Source organism: Kitasatospora griseola, assembly GCF_044999035.1.
In the GTDB taxonomy this organism is placed as follows: domain Bacteria; phylum Actinomycetota; class Actinomycetes; order Streptomycetales; family Streptomycetaceae; genus Kitasatospora; species Kitasatospora griseola.
This window is the reverse complement of the sequence record NZ_CP173360.1, coordinates 1,395,314-1,419,337: the sequence shown is the minus strand read 5'-3', so window position 1 is coordinate 1,419,337 and position 24,024 is coordinate 1,395,314. Positions and strand designations below refer to the sequence as shown.

General features: G+C 73.9%; 22 protein-coding genes. 12 read left to right on the top strand and 10 right to left on the bottom strand.

Features of this window, described 5'->3' with window-relative positions; translation table 11 throughout:
• Nucleotides 1-86 precede the first annotated feature (86 nt).
• Together ACI1MP_RS06795 and ACI1MP_RS06790 are read right to left on the bottom strand one after the other, a co-directional pair.
• Complete coding sequence (locus tag ACI1MP_RS06795; protein ID WP_100587759.1) at nucleotides 87-1,172, bottom strand: sugar ABC transporter substrate-binding protein; 1,086 nt, start codon at nucleotides 1,170-1,172, stop codon at nucleotides 87-89.
• A gap of 162 nt (nucleotides 1,173-1,334) precedes the next feature.
• Entirely contained in the window at nucleotides 1,335-2,297 is a 963-nt protein-coding gene (locus ACI1MP_RS06790) for an EamA family transporter (RefSeq protein ID WP_100587760.1), read from the bottom strand.
• A 232-nt stretch (nucleotides 2,298-2,529) separates the two neighbouring features.
• Between ACI1MP_RS06790 and ACI1MP_RS06785 the strand changes: the two genes are divergently transcribed.
• The 3 genes from ACI1MP_RS06785 (at nucleotide 2,530) to ACI1MP_RS06775 (ending at nucleotide 6,800) form a co-directional block, all read left to right on the top strand.
• Nucleotides 2,530-3,990, top strand: coding sequence for a lipase maturation factor family protein (locus ACI1MP_RS06785; RefSeq protein ID WP_380333021.1), 1,461 nt, complete (start codon nucleotides 2,530-2,532; stop codon nucleotides 3,988-3,990).
• A gap of 242 nt (nucleotides 3,991-4,232) precedes the next feature.
• Nucleotides 4,233-6,449 (top strand): hypothetical protein, encoded by a 2,217-nt coding sequence (locus ACI1MP_RS06780; RefSeq protein WP_404868020.1) that lies wholly within the window; start codon nucleotides 4,233-4,235, stop codon nucleotides 6,447-6,449.
• Nucleotides 6,450-6,626: 177 nt separating this feature from the next.
• On the top strand, nucleotides 6,627-6,800 hold the full coding sequence (locus tag ACI1MP_RS06775) for a hypothetical protein (protein WP_404868019.1): 174 nt from the start codon (nucleotides 6,627-6,629) through the stop codon (nucleotides 6,798-6,800).
• A 12-nt stretch (nucleotides 6,801-6,812) separates the two neighbouring features.
• Here ACI1MP_RS06775 and ACI1MP_RS06770 read toward each other — a convergent pair whose 3' ends face one another.
• The gene (locus ACI1MP_RS06770; protein WP_404868018.1) at nucleotides 6,813-7,268 is read right to left on the bottom strand and encodes a nucleoside deaminase; all 456 of its coding nucleotides are present in this window, start codon (nucleotides 7,266-7,268) and stop codon (nucleotides 6,813-6,815) included.
• 122 nt (nucleotides 7,269-7,390) lie between these two features.
• On the bottom strand, nucleotides 7,391-7,978 hold the full coding sequence (locus ACI1MP_RS06765; RefSeq protein WP_380333017.1) for a TetR/AcrR family transcriptional regulator: 588 nt from the start codon (nucleotides 7,976-7,978) through the stop codon (nucleotides 7,391-7,393).
• A gap of 53 nt (nucleotides 7,979-8,031) precedes the next feature.
• On the opposite strand from ACI1MP_RS06765, the gene ACI1MP_RS06760 reads away from it, so the two are divergent.
• Nucleotides 8,032-8,991, top strand: a complete 960-nt coding sequence (locus ACI1MP_RS06760; protein WP_404868017.1) for a TIGR00730 family Rossman fold protein — start codon at nucleotides 8,032-8,034, stop codon at nucleotides 8,989-8,991.
• Between the two features lie 8 nt (nucleotides 8,992-8,999).
• Here the strand turns inward: ACI1MP_RS06760 and ACI1MP_RS06755 are convergent, their stop codons facing one another.
• Nucleotides 9,000-10,085 (bottom strand): DUF5937 family protein, encoded by a 1,086-nt coding sequence (locus ACI1MP_RS06755; protein ID WP_404868016.1) that lies wholly within the window; start codon nucleotides 10,083-10,085, stop codon nucleotides 9,000-9,002.
• A gap of 37 nt (nucleotides 10,086-10,122) precedes the next feature.
• Nucleotides 10,123-11,367 carry a cytochrome P450 gene (locus tag ACI1MP_RS06750; protein ID WP_380333208.1) on the bottom strand — a complete coding sequence of 415 codons (1,245 nt, stop codon included), beginning with the start codon at nucleotides 11,365-11,367 and terminating at the stop codon, nucleotides 10,123-10,125.
• A 238-nt stretch (nucleotides 11,368-11,605) separates the two neighbouring features.
• Between ACI1MP_RS06750 and ACI1MP_RS06745 the strand changes: the two genes are divergently transcribed.
• The 3 genes from ACI1MP_RS06745 (at nucleotide 11,606) to ACI1MP_RS06735 (ending at nucleotide 15,181) form a co-directional block, all read left to right on the top strand.
• Nucleotides 11,606-12,883, top strand: coding sequence for an MFS transporter (locus ACI1MP_RS06745; protein WP_380333014.1), 1,278 nt, complete (start codon nucleotides 11,606-11,608; stop codon nucleotides 12,881-12,883).
• A 21-nt stretch (nucleotides 12,884-12,904) separates the two neighbouring features.
• Nucleotides 12,905-13,858 (top strand): EI24 domain-containing protein, encoded by a 954-nt coding sequence (locus tag ACI1MP_RS06740; RefSeq protein ID WP_404868015.1) that lies wholly within the window; start codon nucleotides 12,905-12,907, stop codon nucleotides 13,856-13,858.
• Between the two features lie 90 nt (nucleotides 13,859-13,948).
• Nucleotides 13,949-15,181: a cytochrome P450 gene (locus tag ACI1MP_RS06735; RefSeq protein ID WP_404868014.1), complete on the top strand. Its 1,233-nt coding sequence runs from the start codon at nucleotides 13,949-13,951 to the stop codon at nucleotides 15,179-15,181.
• A gap of 72 nt (nucleotides 15,182-15,253) precedes the next feature.
• Here ACI1MP_RS06735 and ACI1MP_RS06730 read toward each other — a convergent pair whose 3' ends face one another.
• Nucleotides 15,254-15,511: a hypothetical protein gene (locus tag ACI1MP_RS06730; RefSeq protein WP_043910983.1), complete on the bottom strand. Its 258-nt coding sequence runs from the start codon at nucleotides 15,509-15,511 to the stop codon at nucleotides 15,254-15,256.
• Nucleotides 15,512-15,693: 182 nt separating this feature from the next.
• On the opposite strand from ACI1MP_RS06730, the gene ACI1MP_RS06725 reads away from it, so the two are divergent.
• A complete protein-coding gene (locus tag ACI1MP_RS06725) occupies nucleotides 15,694-16,017 on the top strand; it encodes an antibiotic biosynthesis monooxygenase (RefSeq protein WP_100587769.1) in 324 nt (107 codons plus the stop codon).
• Nucleotides 16,018-16,023: 6 nt separating this feature from the next.
• Here ACI1MP_RS06725 and ACI1MP_RS06720 read toward each other — a convergent pair whose 3' ends face one another.
• Nucleotides 16,024-16,485, bottom strand: coding sequence for an Lrp/AsnC family transcriptional regulator (locus ACI1MP_RS06720; protein ID WP_043910985.1), 462 nt, complete (start codon nucleotides 16,483-16,485; stop codon nucleotides 16,024-16,026).
• Between the two features lie 122 nt (nucleotides 16,486-16,607).
• On the opposite strand from ACI1MP_RS06720, the gene ACI1MP_RS06715 reads away from it, so the two are divergent.
• Nucleotides 16,608-17,237 (top strand): LysE family translocator, encoded by a 630-nt coding sequence (locus ACI1MP_RS06715; protein ID WP_100587770.1) that lies wholly within the window; start codon nucleotides 16,608-16,610, stop codon nucleotides 17,235-17,237.
• Between the two features lie 51 nt (nucleotides 17,238-17,288).
• On the opposite strand, the gene ACI1MP_RS06710 is transcribed toward ACI1MP_RS06715, so the two are convergent.
• Entirely contained in the window at nucleotides 17,289-18,566 is a 1,278-nt protein-coding gene (locus tag ACI1MP_RS06710; RefSeq protein ID WP_380333011.1) for a PucR family transcriptional regulator, read from the bottom strand.
• Nucleotides 18,567-18,738: 172 nt separating this feature from the next.
• Between ACI1MP_RS06710 and ACI1MP_RS06705 the strand changes: the two genes are divergently transcribed.
• Nucleotides 18,739-20,070, top strand: coding sequence for a lipase family protein (locus ACI1MP_RS06705; RefSeq protein WP_363470529.1), 1,332 nt, complete (start codon nucleotides 18,739-18,741; stop codon nucleotides 20,068-20,070).
• A 118-nt stretch (nucleotides 20,071-20,188) separates the two neighbouring features.
• Here ACI1MP_RS06705 and ACI1MP_RS06700 read toward each other — a convergent pair whose 3' ends face one another.
• Complete coding sequence (locus ACI1MP_RS06700) at nucleotides 20,189-20,788, bottom strand: HdeD family acid-resistance protein (RefSeq protein ID WP_100587773.1); 600 nt, start codon at nucleotides 20,786-20,788, stop codon at nucleotides 20,189-20,191.
• Between the two features lie 167 nt (nucleotides 20,789-20,955).
• On the opposite strand from ACI1MP_RS06700, the gene ACI1MP_RS06695 reads away from it, so the two are divergent.
• Nucleotides 20,956-22,836 carry an NAD-binding protein gene (locus tag ACI1MP_RS06695; protein ID WP_404868013.1) on the top strand — a complete coding sequence of 627 codons (1,881 nt, stop codon included), beginning with the start codon at nucleotides 20,956-20,958 and terminating at the stop codon, nucleotides 22,834-22,836.
• Between the two features lie 48 nt (nucleotides 22,837-22,884).
• The gene (locus tag ACI1MP_RS06690; RefSeq protein ID WP_404868012.1) at nucleotides 22,885-23,907 is read left to right on the top strand and encodes a VanZ family protein; all 1,023 of its coding nucleotides are present in this window, start codon (nucleotides 22,885-22,887) and stop codon (nucleotides 23,905-23,907) included.
• The last annotated feature ends 117 nt before the right edge of the window (nucleotides 23,908-24,024 follow it).

The following is a 24,024-nucleotide window of genomic DNA, read 5'->3' as shown; positions in this document are numbered from 1 at the left end:
CCGCCGGGGCGCCTACCGGAGAGCGGGCCGAGCGGGACCGGGCCGCGGGACACCCCCGCACAGCGGCGTCGCGCGGCCCGTCCCGGTCAGTAGGCGCCGGGTATGTTCGCGGCCCGGCAGGCCTGCGCGTACTGCGGGGTGCAGATCTCCTCGGCCTTGTACAGTCCGGCCGCGACGATGGTCTCGGCGACCTTCGCCTTGGTGACGACCACCGGGCTGAGCAGCATGGACGGGATCTGGCTGCCGTTCGAGTCGGTGATGGTGGCGGCCACCGAAGTGACGTCGATGCCCTTGACCAGGTAGACCGCCATGTTGGCGGCGGCCTCGGCCTCCGGCTGGTACGGCTTGTAGATGGTGTAGGCCTGCTCGCCGGTGAGGACCCGGCGGACGGCGTCCAGCGAGGCGTCCTGCCCGCCGACCGGGACGTCGGTGCGTCCGGCCTTGTGCAGCTCGTCGATGATCGCGCCGGCCATGCCGTCGTTGGCGGAGTAGACGGCCTGGAAGCCGTTCTTCCCGAGCTTGTTGATCGCCTCGCCGACCTTGGCGGCGGCCACCTCGGGCTTCCACTCGCCGGACTGCTCGTAGGCGACCCGCTTGACCTTGCCGTCCAGCGCGTGGTGCGCGCCGGCCTTGAAGTCGGCGGCGTTCGGGTCGGTCTCCGCGCCGTTGATCATCACGATCTCGGCGCCGGCCGCCCGGCCGCCGAGCGCGTCCAGCAGGGCCTGGCCCTGCAGCTCGCCGGTGCGCTTGTTGTCGAAGGAGATGTACGCGGCGACGTTGCCGGCGGCCAGCCGGTCGTACGCGATGACCTTGGTGCCCTTCTTGGTGGCCTCGTCCACCCACGGCGCGGTGACGGCGGCGTTCACCGGGTCGAGCAGGATCACCTTGACGCCGCGGGCGAGCAGCGCGTCGAACTGCTGCTTCTGCGCCTTCTCGTCGCCGTCGGCGTTGGCGTAGTCGATGGTGCACTTGGTGCACAGGCCGGTGACGGCGGTCTCGATCAGTGGCTTGTCGAACGCCTCGTACCGGGTGGAGGAAGCGCGTTCGGGCAGCAGCAGGCCGATCGCCTGGTTGCCCGAGGACGTGTTCTTGCCGCCCCCGCAGGCGGCAAGCGACAGCGTCATCGACACGGCGGCCGTGCCGATGACGAGTCGACGCGTCATCGAATTCATGGTGGGTGGTGCCTCCCTGAGAGCGCCGCGTCCTTGCGGCGAGAGTGAAGGGGAGTCAAGCCCACCCGTCATGTGTCGTCAAGAAGTAAATCATCGCCCGGGGAGGGTGAGGCAAGTCGTTACCTTCTTGAAGGCATCGGGCGAGGTCGGTCCGTGCCGCGTTCAGCGGGCGTTGCGAGCCACCAGGAACACCCCGCCGACGACTATCGCGCCGCCGAGCATGATCGGCCAGGTCAGGGCCTCGGAGAGGAGCAGCCAGCCGAGGAACACGGCCACCACCGGGTTGACGTACGCGTAGGTGGCGACCAGCGGCAGCGGTGCGCGCTGCAACAGCCAGGCATAAGACGTGAACGCGACGATCGAGCCGAACAGCACCAGGTACCCCAGCCCCACCCAGGACGCCGTGGACACCGCCGCCGGGTCGAAGTCGCCCGGCTCGCCCCGCAGGAACGACAGCGCGAGCGCGCCCACCGCACCCGCCAGCATCTCGTACACGCTCGCCACGAACGGGTCGGCCGGCAGCGGCAGTCGGCCGGCCAGCACCGAGCCGAGCGCCCACACCACCGCGCCGATGACCACCAGCACCAGGCCGGTCAGCCCCACCTGGCCGGTCAGGCCCGGCGCGGTCAGCACCGCCAGGCCCACCAGGCCGAGCAGCACGCCCGCCAGCGTGGCCGGGTCGGTCCTGGTCCCGAACGCCCGGCGCAGCAGCACCACCCACAGCGGCACGCTCGCCACCATCAGCGCCGCCAGCCCCGACGGGACGGTCTTCTCCGCGAGCACCACCATGCCGTTGCCGCCGGTCAGCAGCAGCACGCCCACCAGTGCGGCGGAGGCGAACTGACGCCACGTCACCCGCAGCACCCCGATCCCGCGGCGGGCCGCCAGCCCCACCGCCAGCAGCAGCCCGGCGGCGGCGAACCGCAGCGCGCCGGACAGCAGCGACGGCATGGTCTCCACCACCACCCGGATCGCCAGATAGGTCGACCCCCACACCACGTACACGATGCCGAGCGCCGCCCAGACCGCAGCCCCCAGCCCGGCCGGGCGGTCGCCGGGGCCGGGCGAGCCGTCGGTGGGCGGACAGTCGGGTTCGGCGGCGGACTGCGGAGAGGTGGCGGACATGGGCGTCTCCTTCTCTTGCTCCTGACAGGGTTCGGCGGAATGACACCACACTCCGCCCGCGACCGGCAGGGGGTTTCACCGGCCGATACGGGCAGAAGCCCGATCGCGCACGCCGGGCAGGGCCGACCGGATGAACCGGCGCACCACCGGACCCCCAACCGGCCCCGCCCCGGCCGCCGCGGATGGTAGGCATGGTGGCGGCCCGAGCGCAGCCGACCCGAGGAGCGGCCGCATGGCATGGTTCGCCGCCCCCGAGTACCGGCTCGCCCGCGAGCTGTTCCTGCGCCTGCTCGCCCTCGTCTACCTGTGCGGATTCCTCGCCGCCGCACGCCAGTTCCGCGCCCTGCTCGGCACCCGCGGCCTGCTCCCGATCCCGCGCTTCGTCGCCCGCGTCCCGCTGCGGCACGCCCCGAGCCTGTTCCACTGGCACTACAGCGACCGCCTCTACGCCACCGTGGCCTGGACCGGTGCCGCACTTGCCGCCGCCCTGCTCGCCGGCCTCGCCGACCGGGTTCCGCTCGCCGCCGCGATGGCCCTCTGGGCGCTCGCCTGGGCGCTCTACCTGTCGATCGTCAACGTCGGGCAGACCTGGTACGCCTTCGGGTGGGAATCCCTGCTGCTGGAAGCCGGCGCCCTCGCCGTGTTCCTCGGCAATGCCGACACCGCGCCGCCCGTCCTCGGCATGTGGCTGCTGCGCTGGCTGCTGTTCCGCGTCGAGTTCGGCGCCGGACTGATCAAATGGCGCGGCGACGCCTGCTGGCGCAAGCTCACCTGCCTCTACCACCACCACGAGACCCAGCCCATGCCCGGGCCGTTCAGCTGGTACTTCCACCACCTGCCCCGGCCCCTGCACAAGGCCGAGGCCGCAGCGAACCACTTCGTCCAACTCGTCGTCCCGTTCGGCCTGTTCCTCCCACAGCCGATCGCCTCGGACGCCGCCCTGCTGATGGTCGCCACCCAGCTGTGGCTGATCGCCTCCGGCAACTTCGCGTGGCTGAACTGGCTCACCGTGGCCCTCGCCCTCGGCGCCCTCGACACCGGCACCCTGCGCCGCGTCCTGCCGATCGCCCCCGACCCGCACTACCCCGCCCAACCCGTCTGGTACCAGGCCCTGGTGGCCGCCTACACGCTGCTCGTGCTGGTCCGCTCCTGGCAGCCCGTCCGCAACCTGCTCTCCCCCCGGCAGCAGATGAACCGCTCCTTCGACCCGCTCCACCTCGTCAACACCTACGGCGCGTTCGGCTCCGTCAACCGGGTGCGCCACGAGATCGTCCTCGAAGGCACCCGCGACCAGGACGGCGTCCACGGCTGGCGGGAGTACCACTTTCGCGGCAAGCCCGGAGAACTGCGCCGACTGCCAAGGCAGTTCGCGCCCTACCACCTCCGCCTGGACTGGCTGATGTGGTTCGCCGCGATCTCGCCCGCCTACGCCCGCGGCTGGTTCCTGCCGCTGCTCGCCCGGCTTCTCGTCAACGACCCCGACACCCTGCGGCTGCTGCGCCGCAACCCGTTCCCCGACACTCCGCCCGCACTCGTCCGGGCCCGCCTGTACCGCTACCGCTTCACCACCGGCCCAGAACTGCGCGACACCGGCGCCTGGTGGCACCGCACCCCGCTGCGCGACTACCAGCGCCCCGTCGGCCTCGCCGAACTGCGCCACCTCGCCCCCGAAGCGCCCGGAGCCCGCCGGTGATCCGACCCAACTCCCGCCCGCCACCCGGGAAGGGCGTACTGTCGGTGCCGATCCCTACCGTACGGACCACGCGACCGGGCCCGGGCCCGCCGCCACCGGTCCGGCGCGGCCCGGCAATTCACGGGGTCAGGTGCGTGCAAGCGTCGAACGCGCACCCGTATTCTGGCCTCCCGCGACGCCACCGCCGCCGCAACCACCCCACCCGCGCCCCTGCCCGCCACACGCCACGAACCGGACTTCACATGACAGTGCGCACCCTGAACGACGCCGACGACGCCGCGTCCGAGACCGCGTCCGCGACGGACGGCGAGACCCGCCAGAGCACCCGTGAGGAGCTCGGCCGGTTCGCCGACCAGGGCGGCTTCACACTCAACCACGAGACCAACCCCTGGCTCGAAGCCGCCGAAACCCTCACCGGCCCCGAGGACGCCCGCGCCGCGTCCACCGTCCTCGCCGAGCTCCGCAGCCGCGACACCCGCGCCGTCGGCAAGGCCGCCAACGCCATCGCCGACAAGGCCGGCCTGCGCATCCCCGACACCCTCGGCGGCCTCACCACCCTGCTGGACCTGCTCCAGCGCGTCCACGCCACCTCCGCCGTCCTCCGCACCGACGCCTACCAGTACGACCTGCCCGAACTCGCCGCCGCCACCGGCAACAGCGGCTACCGAAAGTACGAGGGCATCAAGCTCGGCTGGGCCCGCCGCCGTGCCCTCCGCAGCCAGGCCCGCGCCCTCACCCCCGCCGGCACCCGCGCCCCCAACCGCGCCGAGCTGCACGCCGCGCTGGTCGCCGCGGCGGTGGCCCACCGCGACTGGCTGGCCCTCGCGGCCGACGCCGCGGCGGGCTCCTCGCGACCCTCCGTGCCCGTGGACGGAGCCCTGCTGACCGAGACCGCGAACGTCGTCGAATCGCTCGCCGACGCCGTCCGCTCGCTCACCCGGCTGCTCCCCGAGCGCGCCCTCGACTCCCTCCCGCTGGGCGAACTCGCCGACCTCGTCGACCGCCTGGCCGCCGACGAAGGCACCCTCTACCGCCTCTCCGCCCTCCGCCAGCTCCGCCTCGAACTCGCCGAGCAGGGGCTGACGGAGCTGCTGGAGGAGCTGACGGAGCGTCAGGCCGACAAGGACACTGCGCTGGCCGCCTACGACCGTCACCAGGCCGCCCGCTCGGCACTGGCGGCGGGGCCGCGACAGGCGACGGACGAGAGCCCGGCCGAGACGGCCGTCGAGGCCGAGGCTGCGGCTGCGGTCGAGGAGCCGGCTGCGGAGGTCGAGTCGGAGGCGGTTGTTGAGGCTGCCGTCGAGACGGCGGCCGAGGTCGAGGTCGAGGCCGAGCAGGCGGACGCCGAGGTCGAGGCGGTGACTGAGGCTCCGGCGGAGGTTGTCGCCGAAGAGGGCGCCGAGGTTGCTGCAGTGGCGGTCGAGGTCGAGGTCGAGCCGGAGGCCGTCGCCGAGGCCGAGCCGGAGGTTGCCGCGGAGCCCGAGGCCGAGTCGGTCGCGGTCGCCGGGGTCGAGGCGGTTGCTGAGCCGGTCGCCGAGGTCGTTGAGGAACCCGCCGCCGCGGTTGCGGCCGAGCCGGAGGCTGTCACCGAGGCCGAGCCGGTCGCCGAGCAGGCTGACACCGAGGTTGAGGCCGAGGCGGTGACTGAGGCTTCGGCGGAGGTTGTCGCCGAGGTCGAGTCGGAGCCGGTCGCTGAGGCGGTTGTTGAGCCGGTTGCCGAGGTCGCCGAAAAGCTGGCGGTTGACGTCGAGACGGAGCCGGTTGTTGAGGCCGAGTCGGTCGTTGAGGTCGAGCCGGAACCGGTCGCGGTCGCCGAGGTCGAGGCGGTTGCTGAGCCGGTCGCCGAGGTCGCCGAGGAATCCGCCGCCGCGGTTGAGGTCGAGCCGGCGGTGGAAGCCGTTGCCGAGCCGGAGGTTGCCGCGGAGCCCGAGGCCGAGCCGGTCGCCGAGGCTGAGCCGGAGTCGGCCGTGGAGGCCGTCGCCGAGCCGGAGGTTGCCGTCGGGGCCGAGCCGGTCGCGGACGTCGTCGCCGATGCTGAGGCTGAGGTTGCGGTCGTCGAGGAGCCTGTGGTCGCGGCCGAGCCCGAGGCCGAGCCGGTCGCGGACGTCGCTGCCGAGTCGGTCGTCGAGGTCGAGGCAGAGCCCGCCGTCGAGCCCGTGGCCGAGGCCGTCGAAGAGCCTGCTGCCGAGCCCGAGGTCGAGGCAGAGCCCGCCGTCGAGGCCGTTGCCGAGCCCCTTGCCGACGCGGCGCCCGTCAAGCCGGAGTTGACTCCCGGTAAGCCGATCACCGGCTACTCCGCTGAGGAACTGGTCGCGCTGGTGGCGTGGTTCGACGCGGACGGGACCGAGCGGAGTGACGACGAGCTGCTGCGGGCGGCGATGAAGGAGCTCGGGTTCGCCCGGCTCGGGCCGCGCATCAAGGAGGCGCTGGGAGCGGCCGTGGCCTCCGTACGGAGCTGATGCAGCGTCAAGAAGTAAGCCTGTGCCCGTCGTTGTGCGATTTCGCGCAGCGGCGGGCACGGTCGTTCGGGGGTGGGTGCGGGGCCGTGGATGTTCGCCTTCCCGATCGGGCGGCGCGGATCTACGATCTTGCTTCCGGATCACTGCGGGAGTGATCCTCCGGGGGGGAGTGCGGCCATGGTGAACCACGTGATCGGCATTGTTCTGATCGTCCTTGGCGCGCCGCTGGTCGGCATCGCCGGCAACGTCATCGGCGAGAGGGTGCACGAGGGCGTCGGTCGCGCGATCTCGGTCGGTGGGGTGCTGGCGGTGCTGGGGGTCGCGGTGTGGTTCGTCGTGCGGAGTTTCTGAGCGCGTCGCGGGTCATGCGCCGATGTCCTCCTGCCAGAGGTCTGGGCGGGCGGCGATGAAGTCCGTCATCAGGCGTACGCACTCGGGGTCGTCCAGCTGGGTGATTCCGGTGCCGTGTTCGGCGAGCCAGTGGTGGCCGCCGGTGAAGGTGGTGGATTCGCCGATGACCACGTGTCCGATGCCGAACTGCCGGACCAGGCCCGAGCAGTACCAGCACGGGGAGAGCGTGGTGACCATCACCGTGTCCCGGTAGCCGCGCAGGCGGCCGGCGGCGCGGAAGGCGGCGGTCTCCGCGTGCATCGACGGATCGCCGTCCTGGACGCGGCGGTTGCGGCCGCGCCCGAGCAACTCTCCGTCCACGCCGAACAGCGCGGCCCCGATCGGGATCCCGCCCTCGGCCAGCCCGAGCCGCGCCTCCGCCACCGCGACCGTCAGCCACTCCTGTGCCTGCTCCGTCGAGACCGTCACCGGCCACCTCCTCAGTCCGCGACCGGTCTACCCGCTCCCGTGCACGTACACCGCACCCAAGGCGCACTTCGCTCGATCGAGTGTTCGGAGCACGGTGGCCGTAACCGAGAATCGACGGCCGGTCAGGACAGGCCGAGGATGCGGACGAGGCGCTCGGGGAGCCCGTCGTCGATGGGGAGCCCGGTGACGAGCCGGCGGTAGAAGACCGCTCCGGCCAGGGCGTCCATGAACAGTTCGACATCGGTGTCGGCGGGCAGGTCGCCGCGGTCGACGCCGCGGCGGATCACGGCGGCGCAGTTGGCCCGGCGTTCGGTGAGGAAGGCCGATCGGAAGGCCTCCAGGGCGCCGGGGCGGCCGGAGAGGTCGGCGATCAGGGCGGGCATCGTCGCGCCGGCGGGGGTGGCGGTGTAGTTGGCGATGGTGCCGCGCAGCCAGGTGGTCAGGTCGTCGCGGGTGTTGCCGGTGTCCGGCACCGGGCCGGTGTCCATGCGGGAGGCCAGGGCGTCCGCGACCAGGGCCGCCTTGTCGGGCCACCAGCGGTACAGGGTGCTCTTGTGCACGCCCGAGGTGCTCGCCACTCCTTCGACGGTCAGTCGTGCGTACCCGGCCTCGCCGAGCAGGGCGAGCGTGGCGTCGAGCACCCGCTCGCGGCTCCGGGGCCCCCTGGGCGGCGCGGACGGGGGAGAGGAGGTGGGGCGAGAGGTGGTCATGGGGTCCAGCCTGCCATAATGCGACGCGACGTCGCGTCGCATTTGGAGGATTGATGCGCTTCGCAGTCTTTGCCGGATCCGCCGCCGGCACCCGCACCGAGTACGCCGCCCTGGCCGCCGCACTGGGGACCACGCTGGCCCGCAGAGGCATCGGCATCGTCTACGGAGGCGGCCGGGTCGGACTGATGGGCGCGCTGGCCGACGCCGCGCTGGCCGCCGGCGGCGAGGTGGTCGGCGTCATGCCGAAGGCCCTGGTGGACAAGGAGATCGCCCACCGCGGCCTGACCACCCTGCAGGTGGTGGAGGACATGCACCGGCGCAAGGCCGCGATGGCCGAGGCCGCCGACGCGTTCGTCGCGCTCCCGGGCGGCACCGGCACCCTGGAGGAGCTGTTCGAGGCGTGGACCTGGCAGCAGCTCGGACTCCACGCCAAGCCCGTCGCACTGCTCGGCCCGCCCGGATTCTGGCAGCCCCTGACCGGGCTCGCCGACCACCTGGTCGACACCGGTTTCGTCCGCCCCGCCCTACGGAACCTGATCGCCGAGACGGACCCCGACGCCCTGCTCGACGCCGTCGAGCGCTGGCGGCCGCCCACGCCCAAGTGGGAGACCGCCCCGGCGGCGGACGAGGCGGTGCTGGACTCCGTGGGCTGGATCTGCGTCCGCGACCGGCGCCTGCTGGCCGTCCGCACCCACGGCAAGGACGCCTTCTACCTCCCCGGCGGCAAGCTCGAACCCGGTGAGACCCCGGCCCGGGCGCTGGCCAGGGAGCTGGGCGAGGAACTCGGACTGACCTGCACCCCCGAGGACCTCGCCCACGCCCACACGGTCGAGGCCCCGGCCCACGGCCGCCCCGGCGTCCGGCTGCGCATGCGGTGCTACACCGGCCCCGCCGAAGGCGCGCCCACCCCCGGTGCGGAGATCGCGGAGCTCGCCTGGATCACCGCCGCCGACAGCGACCGGTGCGCCCCCGCGCTGCGGGAGCTGATGGCCCGGCTCGACCTGGCCCGGTAGCCCGCCGCTCAGCGCAGCACCGCGGCGAGCAGGTCGGCGCCGAGCGCCGCGGTGACGGTGAGGTCGAGACCGTGGTGGACGTAGCGGCCGCGCCGGTGGGCGGTGAGCAGACCGGCGCGGCGCAGCACCGCGAGGTGCCGGGAGACCTCGGGCGCGGTGAGGTCCCAGGCGCGGGCGAGCTCGGAGGTGGTGTGCGGGCCGCGGGCCAGGCTGCGGACCAGACGCAGCCGCACGGGGTGGGCGAGGGCGTCGAGGCGCAGCCGGACGGCGTCCAGCGGGACGGTGGCGGCGTGCTCCCCGCCGGCCGCCGGGTACTGGACGACGGGCTGCCAGCCCGGGGCGTGGACGGCGACCAGGTGGGGGTGGCCGAAGACGCTGGGCAGGAAGGTGACGCCCGCGGCGCCGGCGGCGGTGCTGTTGTCCTGGAGCTTGTCGAGGACGAGCGAGCCGCCGTCGGAGGTGAGGGTGACGGCCGCGGACACTTCGGCGAGCGCGTCGGGCAGGCCCTGGCGGCGGGTCAGCTCGGCCTTGGCCCGGACGTCCTGGCCGAGCCGGGCGGCCAGAGCCGGCCACTCGGCGTCGAAGAACGCCTCCGCGCACTGCTCCAGGGTGTCCCGGACCCGGGCCCGGACGGCCCGCGGGTCGGCCAGCAGACGGGCGGCGAACGCCTCCTGCCGCGGGCCGCGGGCCTGCGCGCGGTCGAGCGCGTCGGTGCGGGCGTCCGGGTCGTGCAGGGGCGAACCGCCGGCGAAGGCGAGGCGGTTGGAGCCGCAGGTGGTGATCAGCGCGGCTCGGACGTACCGGTCGTCGTCGATCCGGTCGAGGTCGTCGAGTTCGGCGGCGAGGGTCGCCCGGGGCCGGGCGGGCACCAGGAAGTCGGCGCGGGAGGAGCGCCACAGGAACTCGGCCTCGTGCAGCCGGTCCGCGAGTTCCGGGCGCAGGCCCGCCCGCACGCCGGCCGCCCACCCGGCGTACGGCGGATGGTGCTCGGGCGAGGCCAGCACGTGCAGCATCGCGGTGAGTTCGGCGAGCGGGGAGACGGCGAACCGGATCCGCTCCGGCGGCGTCCCGGTCAGGTCGATGCGCAGGGTCACCCGCCCATCCTCCCCGCCCGGCCGAACACGTCCGGGGTCAGGGCTGCGCCGGGCCCGCCAGCAGGACCGGCACGGTGCGGTGCCCGTTGGAGATCAGCGAGTCGACCGGCTCCAGCGCCACGGCCGGGTCGAGCGCCAGGCGGGGGAACCGCTCGAACAGCGCGCTCAGCGCCGTGCGGGCCTCCAGCCGGGCCAGTGGCGCGCCGAGGCAGAAGTGCGGGCCGTACCCGAAGGCGAGGTGGTCCTTGACCGCCCGGGTGACGTCGAAGACCGCGCCGGTGTCGCCGTGCCGCGCGGGGTGGCGGCCGGCGGCCGCGTAGGAGGCGAGGATCGCCTCGCCCGCGCGGACGGTCACGCCGCCCGGCAGCTCGATGTCCTCCAGGGCGAACCGCAGCGGCAGGTGCGCCACCGGCGCCTCCCGGCGCAGCGCCTCCTCGACCGCGTCGTCCCAGCCCGCCTTTCCGGTGCGCACCAGGTCGAGCTGGTCGGGGTGGGTGAGCAGCAGGGTGATGGCGTTGTCGATCAGGTTGACGGTGGTCTCGAAGCCGGCGGAGACGATCAGCACGACGGTGCCGAGCAGTTCCTCCTCGGTGAGGGCGCTGCCGTCGCCCTCGGTGTCGCGGGCGGCGATCAGCAGCGAGGTCATGTCGTCGCCGGGCTGCTCGCGCTTGAGGGCGACCAGTGTCGCGATCATCGCGAAGAACGCCGCGTTGTTGGCCTCGGACTCCTCCGGGCTGAGGGTGGTGTCGAAGACCCCGTCGACGTGGTGGCGGAAGCCGTCGCGCAGCTCGTCGGGCAGCCCGAGCAGCCGGGCGATGACCAGGATCGGCAGCGGGCGGGCCAGGTGCTCCCGCAGGTCCACCGGCGCGCCGTCGGCGCCCGCGGCGGCGGCCGCGTCGAGCAGCGTGGTCGTCATCTCCTCGATGGCGTCGCCCAGCGCGGCGACCTGGCGCGGCGTGAAGGCCGAGCTCACCATGCGGCGCAGCCGCCGGTGGCGCTCGCCGTACGCGGAGAACATGTTGCGGGCCGTCAACCACAGGGTCAGCGCCCAGCCGGCCGCGACCGGCTCGTAGTCGGGCCAGTGCTGCCTGCCGTCCTTGGAGACCCGCGGGTCCCTGAGCAGGTCCTCCAGCACGTCGGGGTCGGAGACGGCCCACACCTGCACGCCGAGGATGTCGGCCGGCGTGGCGGGCCCGCGGGCGATCAGCTCGGCGCTCTCGGCGTCGCGGTCCCGCCCGGTCGGGTCGAGGACGAGCAGCGAGTGGTCGACCGGGCACGTCAACGGACGGTTCAGCGAGGTCGGCCCGTTCTCCGACTGACGCTCCACGAGGGCTCCTTCACGGATCGAGGCGCACGGGCGATCCGCACACCCGTCGAGGATGGCCCGTCGCCCGTCACCCGTCGAGGGCGCATCTCCGCGCTCCCGCGCGCCCCCGGCGCGCCCCGGCCGCCCTCCCCCGATTGACGGGGAACGTCAACCGGCGTGACCGCGGCCGGGCCGGGCCTCCACGGTGGGCCGCATGACAACGATCACCGCGCCCCGCCCGACGCCCCGTCAACTCGTCCGGGCCGTCGGCGGCGCGCGCTACGCGGTGGCGCTGGCGGTGGACGCCCTCGGCACCGGGCTGCTGCGGCCGTTCCTGCTGCTGTACGGGATCACGGTGCTCGGACTCGGCGCGGCCGCCACCGGCCTGGCGATGACGGTCGGGATCGTCGCCGGGCTGGCCGCCATGCCGCCGCTGGGGCGCTGGCTGGACCGCGGCGCGCGCAGCACGGCGGTGGCCGCGTCGATGCTGGTGCGGGTGGCCGGCGTCGTGGTGCTGCTGGCCGCGCCGCGCGGGAACGCGGTGCTGTTCGCGGCGGCGGCGCTGATCCTGGGCGTCGGCAACCAGGCCTGGCCCGCCGCGCACGCGGCGCTGGTCGCCACCGTCGCCGAGGACCGGCTGCGGGACGCCGCGCTCGCCGCCGGCCGGGCCGTTCGCAACGCCGGCCTCGGGGCGGGCGCGCTGCTGGCGACGGTCTGCCTGAGCGGCGGCGCCCCCGCGCTGCGGGCGCTCGCGGCGGTCTCGGGCGCCGGATTCCTGGCGGCGGCCCTGCTGGCCCGCTCGGTGCGGGTGACGGCCGCCCCTTCCGCCCGGACGGCCGAGCACGCGCCGACGGCGACCGGGCGCGCGCTGGGCACCGTGCTGCTGGCGAACGTGGTGTACGTCTTCTGCCTGAACGTGCCCGAAGTGGCGCTGCCCCTCGTCCTGGTGACGGTGCTGCACGCCTCCCCGGCCTGGTCGGCCGCGGTGTTCGTGCTCAACACGGTGCTGGTGGTGGCCCTCCAACTGCCGCTCACCGGCTGGGCGGCGGCCCGCTGGTCGCGCGGGACGGTGCTGGCGCTGTCCGGCGTGGTGCTGGCCGCGAGCTACCTGGGCTTCCTGCTGGCGGCGCCGTTCGGGCCGCTCGCGGTGGCCCTGGTCTCGGTGCCGTGCACGCTCGGCGAGATCCTGTACGCGGGCAGCGCCACCGCGCTGGTCACCGCGCTGGCCCCGCCGCCGGTGCTGGGCCGCGCGCTGGCCCGCTTCCAACTCTCCACCGGCCTCGGCCTGGCCGTCTCCCCGGCCGTGATCACCGCCCTCGCCGCCGTCGGCCCGTTCGCCCTGTGGGGCGCCCTCGCCGCCGCCACCCTCGGCGCGTCGGCGGCCGTCGGCCGAACCGCGACCGGGCCGGTCCCCGCCGGACGGACGGTGGCCGGGTCGGCGGCGGTCGGGCCGGCGGAGGATCGGAACCGGCCGGGTGTCCGGGCGAGTTGACGGTTCCTTTAAGGTGCGGGAATGCGAGATTTCGGGGCGGGACTGCGATTCCTGTTCAACGGGCAGCGGTGGGTGGCGCGGCACGGCCGCTGGTGGGGCTTCGGGCTGATCCCGGCGCTGATCACCCTGGTCGGCTACCTGGCCGTCCTGGCCGTGCTGATCGTCTACGCGGGCGACCTGGCGGCCTGGGCGACACCGTTCGCCGACCACTGGTCCGAGCCGTGGCGGGACACCGTCCGGGTGGCGGTCGGCGCGGCCGCCGTCGGCATGGGCGGACTGCTGGCGATGCTGACCTTCACGGCGGTGACGCTGCTGATCGGCGAGCCGTTCTACGAGTCGCTGTCGGCGAAGGTCGAGGAGACCGAGGGCGGCGGTCCGCAGGGCCCCGACCTGCCGCTGTGGCGCGAACTGTGGACCGGCGCCAAGGACAGCCTCGCGGTGCTGCTGCGCGCCGCCGGCTTCGGCGTCCTGCTGTTCCTCTGCGGGTTCATTCCGGTGGTCGGCCAGACCGTGGTCCCGGTGATCGGGGTCTGCGTCTCCGGCTTCTTCCTGACCGTCGAACTGACCGGCACGCCGCTGCAGAAGCGCGGCCTGGCCCAGAAGCAGCGGCTGCGCCTGCTGCGCTCCCGGACGTCGATGGCGGTCGGCTTCGGCGCCGGACTGGTGCTGCTGTTCCTGATCCCGGTGCTGACCGTCCTGGCGATGCCGGGTGCGGTGGCCGGCGCGACCCTGCTGGCCCGCGAGATCGCCCCGCACGAGGAGCCTGCCGGGGAAACGCCGTCCGACGGCCCGGACGACGGCCCCGACGACGACCCGAACGGCGCACACCCGTCGGCGGACGGCCGGCCGGCCCACCCGTACCCGCCGAACCCGTACCCGCAGAACCCCTACCAGCAGCCGCACGGGAATCCCTACCAGCAGCCCTACGCGAACCCGTACCAGCAGCCGAAGGCGAACCCCTACCAGCAGCCCTGACCCGTGGACCCGCGCCAGAGGTGACCGGAACCTTCACCGAGCGTTGACGAGGATTTGACGCAGAGTCACCGACTGCGCGATAACGTCCCCATGCCCGTATCCGTGGACGCCGCCCCGCGCGGCATTGACCTCGGCGACCCCGCGTTCTGGCGGCTCCCCGAGAAGCTGCGCGCCGAGGCGTTCGCCCGGCTGCGGGAACGCCCGGGGCCGGTGGCCTTCACCGACCGGGCGACGGGGCGGCGGTGCTGGGCGCTGGTCCGGCACGCCGACGTGATGACCGCCAGCCGGTCGCCCGAGGTGTACCTCTCCGGGCCGGGGGTGACCTCGCCGGAGCCCGCCCGCTGGGTGCGGGCGGTGTTCGGCGACTCGATGGTCAACCTGGACGACCCCCGGCACGCCGACCTGCGCCGGGCGGTCGGCCGGGCGTTCACGCCCCGGCTGCTCGCCGAGGTCGAGCAGGACATCGCGCGCACGGCCGCCCGCCTGGTGGACCGGCTGGAGCGCGAACGCCCCACCGACTTCGTCGCCGCCGTCGCCGGGGAGCTCCCGTACCAGGTGATCTGCTCGATGATGGGCATCCCCGAGGAGCAGCGCCGCAACATCCTGGCCCGGATCAACCGGGCGTCCGCGTCGGCGGGCGTCGCCCGGCGCGGGCTGCGGGTGCCCGGTCGCGGGCTGCACGCGCTGGCCGCGATGCACCTGACGGTGGCCGCGCTGGGCCGGGAGCGCCGCCGCCGCCCGACCGGCGACCTGATCTCCGCCCTGGTCACCGCCGACGTGGACGGCCGCCGGCTGGGCTCCCGCGAACTGGGCGCGTTCTTCTCCCTGCTGCTGGTCGCCGGCGTCGAGACCACCCGCAACGCGCTCGCCCACGGCCTGCACCTGCTGACCGTCCACCCCGAGCAGCGGGCGCTGCTGCTCGGCGACCCGGACGCGCACCTGGGCGGCGCGGTGGAGGAGATCGTCCGCCACTCGACGCCGATCGTGCAGTTCCGCCGCACCGTCGCCGTCAACCACAAGCTGTCCGGGATCCGGCTCGCGGCCGGCGACAAGGTGGTGCTGTTCTACGGCTCCGCCAACCGCGACGAGGCGGTGTTCGACCGTGCGGAGGCCTTCGACATCACCCGCTCGCCCAACCCGCACCTGGGTTTCGGCGGCGGCGGCCCGCACTTCTGCCTGGGTGCGCACCTGGCCCGCCAGGAGATGCGCACCATGCTGCGCGAACTGCTCACCCGGCTGCCGGAGATCCGCTCCACCGCCGAGCCGGAACTCGTCCCGTCGTCCTTCGACCACCGGGTGCGCGCGCTGCGGTTCACCTTCTGAGCCGCTCCCGGGACAGCGCGGAGGGGCGGCCGCCTCGGGGGCGGCCGCCCCTCCGCGCTCGGACGTCGCAGGTCAGGACGGGTGGGCGCCCACCGCATCGCGGACCTCGGCGCCGAGCACGCTGTTCGTCCGGGCGCAGTGCGCGCCGCAGAAGAACCGGCCGGCGACCTCGACGCCGTGGCCGACGATCCGTACCGTGCACTGCTCGCAGCGCGGTGCCAGCTTCTCCATCGCGCACTCGAAACTGTCGAAGACGTAGGTGTCTCCGGTGATCGTCTTGACCTCGAAGGAAAGCCAGTAGTCGTTCTGGCACACCACGCAGACCGCCATGTCGGGCTCCTCTCGCCGTACGGGTCCACCGCCGAGTCTTGGCCCGCACCGCACCGGCGGCAATCGGCGGCGGTCCGAACGGATCCCGGTGGGTGCGGGCGGCCCCGGACCGGGCCGAGCTGTCGGAACACGGTCAGGTCCGATAATGGTCAGAAAGGCCGGGTTCAGTCGAGGAGGCCGAGATGATCATTCGAATCTGGGAGGCCCAGGTCTCCCCACTCCGGGTCGAGGACTTCTGCGCCCGGCTCGCCTCGATCGTCCTGCCCGAATTCGACCAATGGGACGGCTTCCTCGGCGGCGAACTCCTGCGCGCGCTGGCCGACGGCGACCACCGGGTCCAGATGATCACCCGCTGGCGCGACGAGGAGGCCCTGCGCGCCTACGCCGGCCCGATGTGGAAGATCCGCCCGGTCTGGTCCGAGGGCGAACTCCACGAACTCGAACACCCGCCGACCGTGGCGCACTACCACTCGCTGCGCCGGATGGACCAGCTCCCCGGCGACTGACCCCCGTCAGCCGCGCTGCACCGGGATGCCCGCGTCGGCCTTCACCTGCTTCATCGTCAGGTGGGAGTGCACCTGCGCGATGCCCGGCAGGCCGGACAGCACATCGGTGACGAAGCGCTCGTACGCGGCCAGGTCCGCGACCGCGACCCGCAGCAGGTAGTCCGGGTCGCCGAACAGCCGGTGCGCCTCCACCACCTCCGGCAGCTCCGCGACCCGACGCTCGAACTCGGCGACGGTCGACCGGTCCTCGTGCCGCATCACCACCGTCACGAACGGCTGGAACCCGCGTTCGACCGCCACCGGATCGAGCTGCGCGCGGTACCCGCGGATCACGCCCTGCTGCTCCAGCTGACGCACCCGGCGCAGACACGGCGACGGCGTCAGCCCCACCCGGTCGGCGAGTTCGGCGTTGGTGAGCCGGCCGTCCTGCTGGAGCTCGTGGAGGATTCTGCGGTCGAGGCGGTCCATGGCGCAACATTCTGCCCCACGAGGGGGCTGACCAGCGAAAACGGGACATCGGCTGCCAGCGCCGGACGGATAGCGTCCAGGACGTCGCCCCGACCCCCCTCGAACCCGAAACCGAAGGTGCCATGGACCCGCACGCCCTGTTGCTCTTCCTCGGCGTGGACCTGCTGCTGGTCTGCACCCCCGGACCGGACTGGCTCTACATCGCCGCCCGAGGCCTCGGCCAGGGTCGAACCGCCGCCCTCACCGCCGTCGCCGGCGTCTGCGCCGGCTACGCCGTGCACACCCTGCTCTCCGCCGCGGGCCTCGCCGCCGCGCTGCGGGCGCTGCCCGCCCTGCTCCCCGCGCTGCGCCTGGCCGGCGCGGGCTACCTGGCCTTCCTGGCCGTCACCATGCTGCTCACCCTGCGCCGCGGCGGCCCCGCCGACGCCCTCACCGCGGCCCGCCCGCAGCCCACCTCCGTGGTCCTGCGCCAGTCCCTGCTCACCGCCCTGCTCAACCCCAAGGGCCTGCTCCTCTACCTCTCCCTCGTCCCCCAGTTCGTCACCCCCGGCACCACCCTCCCCGTCGCCGCCCAGGTCACCGCCCTCGGCGCCGTCAACGTCCTGTGCTGCGCCACCATCTACACCGCCGTGGCCCTCACCACCGCCCGCCTCGCCACCCGCCTCACCACCACCCCCACCGCGGCCCGCCGCCTGTCCGCGATCTCCGCGGTCCTGCTCCTCGCCGTGGCCGGAGTGACCGCGGCCGCCTGACGCCCCTCAGGGGTCCGTCGGTGTTCTGCGCCTTGCTCGCGCGCGGCGCCGTCACCGCCTCCCCTCGTCGCGGTCCTTCCGGGTCGTGGCGTGCGCGGTGCTCGTCTCGTGGGCGGTGAGGGCGGCGTGGAGGGTGAGGAGGTCGGGGCCGCGGACGGTGTCGAGGCCGGTGAGGGCGGCGGTGCGGCGGAGGCGGTAGTCGACGGTGTTGGGGTGGACCAGGAGGCGGGCGGCGGTGCGGCGGCGGTCGAGGCCGCAGCTGAGGAAGGTGCGGAGGGTTTCGAGGAGTTCGGGGCGGTCGGTGAGGGGCGCGAGGATCGCGGCGAGTGCGTCGCGGGCCGGTCCCGGGCGGCTGAGCTGGTGGGCGAGCAGGACGTCGTCGAGCAGGTGGAGCCCGGGCCCGCGGCCGGTCGCGTCGGCGATCTGCCGGACTTCGGTGGCCAGTTGGACGGCGTCGGCCACCGCCGAGGGCGCAGCGGTGGTCGCGCCGACGACCAGCGGCGCGCCGCACGCCCTGGCCAGGCGCTCGACCAGCGCGGTGAGCACGTCCCGTTCGAAGGTGTCGGAGGGCAGCAGGATCGTCCCCCCGTCGTCGGCCAGCGCGGCCAGCGGCACGCCGTCCGGGTGGCGGCGCTCCAGCTCGGCGCGCAGGCGGCGGAGTTTTCGTCGGGCGACGACCGAGCGGTTGACGCCGGGGCGGGTCTCGTCGGGGTGCGGGCCGATCGTGAGCGAGAGCACGACGTAGCGGGCGGGCAGCCGGATGCCGGCCCGGTCGGCGGCGGCGCGCGGGTCGCCGCCCTCCAGCAGGCGGGACAGCAGGGCCTGCCGAGCGACCTGTTCGTCGCCGAGCGCGGCCTGCCGCTCCTGGACGTAGCCGGTGGCGACGGCGCAGCTGACGGCCCGTAGCCAGCCGAGCAGGCGGTCCTGCGCGGTGGCGATGTCGGGCAGGTCGGTGGGGGAGGCCTCGGCGAGCAGGCGGGCGGCGCACAGTTGTGCGCCGAGGTGGTAGGCGCCGACCACGGATTCCAGCGGGACGCCTTCGTCGGCCCGTCGCGCGGACGACTCGCGGATCCGGTCGAGTTCGTCCTCGCCGGGCAGCTGCCCGGTGCGCAGGACGTCGACGAACGCCCGGATGCCGCGCTCGACCTGACGGGTGATCTCGCCGCGGAGCTGTTCGGGCGGCAGTGCGTGGTAGGCGGGGAGGCGGTCCAGCAGCCGGGTCATCACTTCGACGGCGAGCCCGGGGGTCAGGGCGAGCAGCCGCAGGTGGGCCGGGGTGCCGCCGAACTCTGGTTCGGGGGCGGAGAGTCGGACGTTGGGTGCGGTCACAATCCACCTCGCGAATCTCTGTGCAGCGGCCCGGCGACGTGGCGGGGCGACGCGTTCATGATGGTTTCCCCGGAGGTTACCTACTCGTAGGTAACTCGCGCGATCCCCCACCTGCCCCCATCAGGTCGCGCCTCCGGCCCCCCAGTCGGACACCGTCAGAAACGGGAGAGCCATGTACCGAGCCGTCGCCCGGACGATCGCCACCGCCCTCGCCGCCGCCGCTCTCGCCACCGCGGCCCCCACCGTCACCGCCGTCGCGGCCCCCGCCGCGGCGGCCACCGACGGGTTCTACACCTACGACGGCAGCACCCCGCTGTCCTCGCTGGCCCCCGGCACCGTGCTGAAGACCCGCACCCTGGCGTACCACCTGCTGGGCATACCGACCCCGGTGCAGGCCGTGCAGCTGCTGTTCCGCACCACCGACGCGCAGGGCCGCCCGTCCGCCGGGGTGACCACGGTGGTGCGGGGCCTGGGCAGCGACGGGTCGAGGGCGGTGTCGTACCAGTCGTTCTACGACTCGCTGAACCCGGCCGACGGCCCGTCCCGGGCGATCGCCGGCGGCCTCACGCTGGGCGGGGCGATCCCCAACGCGGAGGCGCTGTTCGTGGTGCCGTTCCTGCTCCAGGGCTACGACGTGGTGATCCCCGACACCGAGGGCCAGAGCGCCGACTTCGCCGCCGGGCCCGAGTACGGCACCACCACGCTGGACTCGATCCGCGCCGCCTCCGCCTCCGGGGCGACCGGCATGGACGCGAACACCCGGTTCGGCCTGCTCGGCTACTCCGGCGGCGCGATCGCCACCAACTGGGCCGCCGCCCTCGCCCCCGGCTACGCGCCGGACGTCAACCGCCGCCTGGTCGGCTTCGCCGAGGGCGGCCTGCTGGTCGACCCCGCGCACAACCTCAAGTACGTGGACGGCGGAGTGGTCTGGCCGGGCGTCATCCCGATGGCGATCATCGGCGTGGCCCGCGCCTACGACCTCGACCTGACGCCGTACCTGAGCGACTACGGCAAGCAGGTGTACGCGAAGATGCAGAACGCCTCGATCGTCAACGCGCTCGGCCAGTACCCCGGGCTGACCTGGAAGAAGCTCGCCAGGCCGGAGTACGGCGACCCGAACTCCGTTCCCCCGTTCCTGGCCGCGGTCAACAAGGTCAACCTCGGTTCGGCCGCCACCCCCACCGTCCCCGGCTACCTCGCCCAGGGCAACGCCGGCGTGCTGGAGGGCACATACAGCAACCTGCCCGGCATCGGCACCGGGGACGGCGTGATGGTGGCCGGCGACGTCCGCGCGCTGGCCCGGCAGTACTGCGCCACCGGCAACGGCCGGATCGCCTACCAGCAGTACGACCTGCTCAGCCACCTCGGCGCCGCCGTCCCCTGGGCGCCCACCGCGGTCGCCTACCTGAACGACCGGTTCGCCGGGAAGAGCGCGCCCAGCGACTGCGGCCGCATCCCGGCCGGCAACTCGCTGGCCCCGGAGCGGCCCACCCTCGCCCGGTAGCCGGTAGCCGGTAGCCGGTAGCCGGTAGCCGGTAGCCGGTAGCCGGTAGCCGGTAGCCGACAGCCGACAGCCGACAGCGGGTCCGCCCGGAGCGTCTCCGGGCGGGCCCCGCGGGGTGTCAGAGCTCGCGCGGGTACAGCTTCGCGCCGCGCCGGATCTGCAGGGCCGCGACGATCTCGGTCAGGCCGAGCACCAGCAGCGAGACGGCCGCCAGGATCGCCAGCGCGGTGATCGAGTGGGCGGGGAAGACCATCAGCAGGATGCCCGCCAGCAGGTACAGCGTGCCGATGAAGCCCTGCCAGCCGCGGGCCGGCATCAGCGGGTCGGAGGCCACCGCGGCGAGGTGGGTGATGCCGCGGAACAGCCACCCGATGCCGATCCACAGCGCCAGCAGCAGGATCGACTGGGCGGCCGAGCGGAAGCACAGCAACCCCAGCAGCACGCAGATCGCGCCGCTGACGAACGCCAGCACCCGCAGCGCCGTCGAGACGTGCGTGCCGAACGCGGCGACCAGCTGCACGATGCCGATCACCACCAGGTACACGCCGAACAGCACCCCGACCACCCACAGCGTCTGCTTCGGCCAGACCAGGATCACGATGCCCAGCGCCAGCGAGATCAGACCCCCCGTCAGCACCGCCTGCCAGGCCATCCGCGCCAGTTGCTGGAACGGTCCGACCGTCCCGGGGCGGTCGTCGGTCCGATAAGGGTCTGCCATGGCTCCTCCGAGGTGCCGCTGCGGAACACGGATTTCACCCACCACCCTCGACTCCCGCCCCACCCCCGGGCGCGGCGGAATCCGCCGAACGGGGCAGTCCCCCGCGTGCGGATCCGATACCGTCTGTTCACCCGGGGGTCCTGACGGGGCGTCTACCATCTGACGCTATGACGGATCAGGGGCGGGGGAGCCCACAGGACGCCGCCGACGCGGGGGACACGCGCACCAGTGGGGCCGGACCGGGCAGCAGCGGTTCCGGAGCGGACAGCGGCGGGGCCGGGCCGAGCAGTGGCGGAGCGGGGTCGATCGAGGGCCACTACATCGTCTGCGGCGGCAACTCGCTCGCGCACCGGCTGGTCCTCGAACTCACCGAGCAGTACGAGGTGCCGGTGGTCGCGGTGGTGCCCGACCGCTCGCGCGAACACGGGCCCGCCATCGCACAGTTGCCCGGTGTCGCGGCCGTGCTGGAGTACTCCACGCTGACCGGCGAGGCGCTCGAAGCGGCCGGCGTCGACCAGGCCCGCGGCATCGCGCTGATGGACGGCACCGACCAGGAGAACATCCACGCCGCGCTGGCCGCCGAGAACCGCAACCACGGGGTGCGGATCGTGCTGCGGATCTTCAACCAGCGGCTCGGCGAGCACCTGGAGAAGCTGCTCCCCAACTGCGCGGCGCTGTCCGCCTCCGCGACCGCCGCGCCCGCCTTCGCCAACGGCGCCCTCGGCCGCCCGCACTCCGTCGAGGTCGGCGGACGCCACCTGTACGTCGCCTACGACGAGGACATCCACAGCAACCAGCTGTGCCTGGTCGCCGACCGGATCGACCCGCAGGACCTGTCCCAGCTGCGCCTGCTGCCCGACACCGGCGGCCGGGCCGCCGACTTCATCCGGATCGCCGAACGCTTCGGCAGCGGCGAGGGCCCGATCGAACTCGGCCGCCCCGACGTGGCCCCCGCCCGCGGACCCGGCGGCCTGGCCGCCCTGCAGCCCCTCGACGCCGAACCGGCCCTCCGCCAGCCGCTCGGCAAGAGGGTCAAGTGGTGGCTGCTGGACAGCCTCAAGTACTTCACCAACACCCGGCTGCGGGTCATCCTGATCACCGCGTTCGCCGCGATCGTGGTCGGCGCCGCCGTGCTCTACTACCGCACTCAGCACCCGCCCGGCCTCGGCTGGACGCTCTACTCCACCCTGTTGGACGCGGCCGGCGCCGCCCAGCCCGACCTGCCCACCGACCAGGCGCTCGGCGACCCGTGGGCCCGGGCCGCCCAGGTGCTGATCACCTTCTGCGGAATCACCTTCGTGCCACTGGTCACCGCCATCGCGGTCGAGGCTCTCGCCAGCGGCCGCCGCGGCCTGCCCCGCCCGCCCGGTTCCCGCACCCGCGACCACGTCATCGTGGTCGGCCTGGGCAACGTCGGCACCCGGGTCGCCACCCTGGTCCACGGCACCGGCCTGCCCGTGGTCTGCCTGGAACGCGACCCGAACGCCCGCGGCATCGCCGCCGCCCGCGCCCTCGGCATCCCCGTCCTGATCGGCGAAGGCCCCCTCGAGGCCCAGCTCAAGCAGGCCCGGGTCAAGCACGCCCGCGCCGTCGCCGCCGTCACCTCCGACGACGCCGCCAACCTGGAAGCCGCCCTCGAAGCCCGTGCCGTCCGCCCCGAAGTCCGCATCGTGGTCCGCCTGTTCGACGACGACTTCGCCCACCACGTGTACGCCACCCTCGGCAACGTCGCCTCCCGCTCGGTCTCCTACCTGGCCGCCCCCGCCTTCGCCGCCGCCCTGATGGGCCGGGAGGTCCTCGGCACCCTCTCGGTGTTCCGCCACGTCCTGCTGGTCGCCGAACTCACCGTCGAGGAGGGCTCCGCCCTGGAGGGCCGGAACACCGGCGACCTGGAGGCCTCCGGCGGCGTCCGCGTCGTCGCCGTCCGCCTGCACCGCCGCGCCGACGCCTACCAGTGGAACTTCGCCGACCGCTCCCGCCGCCTCGTCCCCGGCGACCACATCGTGGTTGCCGCCACCCGGGCCGGACTGGCTCGTATCATCCAGTGAGCGGCGACCCCAACCCTGGGCGCTGCGAGGGAAACTGACGAGGCGTCGATGACCAGCGCGATCCTGAACGGCAACGCAGGCCTGATCCCGGCCTTCCTGGTCCTGGCCCTGCCGCTCGGGGCCTGGGCCCGGGCGCTCGCCGCGCGGCGCGGCCTGCCGCGATGGTCCATCGCGCTGCTCGCCGTCGCCCTGGCCGGCGAGTTGACCGCCACCCTGTACCCCACCGGCCTCGGCGGCACCCAGGACTCGTCCTGCGCCTGGGGCGCCGCCCTCGACTTCACCCTGAACGGGGAACCGGGCCGGCTGAACGTGCTGATGTACGCCCCCATCGGGCTGCTCGCCGTCCTCGCCTTCGGCCGCCCCGCGGTGGTCGCCGTCGGCGTCCTGGCCCTGACCGGCGTCACCGAGACCGTCCAGGGCCTGCTGCCGTTCCTCGGCCGGGCCTGCGACGGCGGCGACCTCGCCGCGAACGCGCTCGGCGGGCTGTCGGGAGTCGTGCTCGGCTGCGCGGTGCGGCTCGTCCAGCGGCGGCGGATGCGGCTCGGCGGGCGGGAGTTGGCGTTCGGCTCCGCGATGGCCGTCGCCCTCGGAGCGCCGGTGCTGACCCTGCAGTTCATGGTGCTGGAGCCGACCGTCGCCACCGGCATGTCCGGGGCCACCGGACCGCAACGCGAACTCGCCTACGGTGAAGCCGAGTTGCTGTTCGGCCCCGGGGCGAGGGTGGTCGCCGTGCAGCACGAGCTGCTCGGCCCCGGGATGAACCGACTGGTCGTCACCCTCGAACGCCAGGGCTTCGTCCTCGACTGGCCGTCCGGCCTGCTGCGCGCGGTCGACGGCGGCTTCCTCCCCGCCGAGACGGAGAGCGGCCCCGCCACCGACCAGCAGGCCCGCGAGGCCGCCGACCGCTTCCTCGCCCAGTGGGCCGCCGGCCGCGTCGCCCCCGGCGAACCGAAGTTCGACCCGCACGGCGGCGTGGGCGGCCGGCGGCGCTTCACCTACCCCGCACCCGGGGGCCCGGTCCATGTGGACGTCGACCGCACCAACCGGGTGGTCGATTTCCAGCAGGACTGATCCCCGCGCCGCTCACCCCGCGCCGGGACCGCGGCCTTCGGATACCGCTTTCGCGGAACGGATCACAATTCGCCCAATAAGGAAGGCGCGGTCGAAGTCGGACCGGTCCGCTCCGTT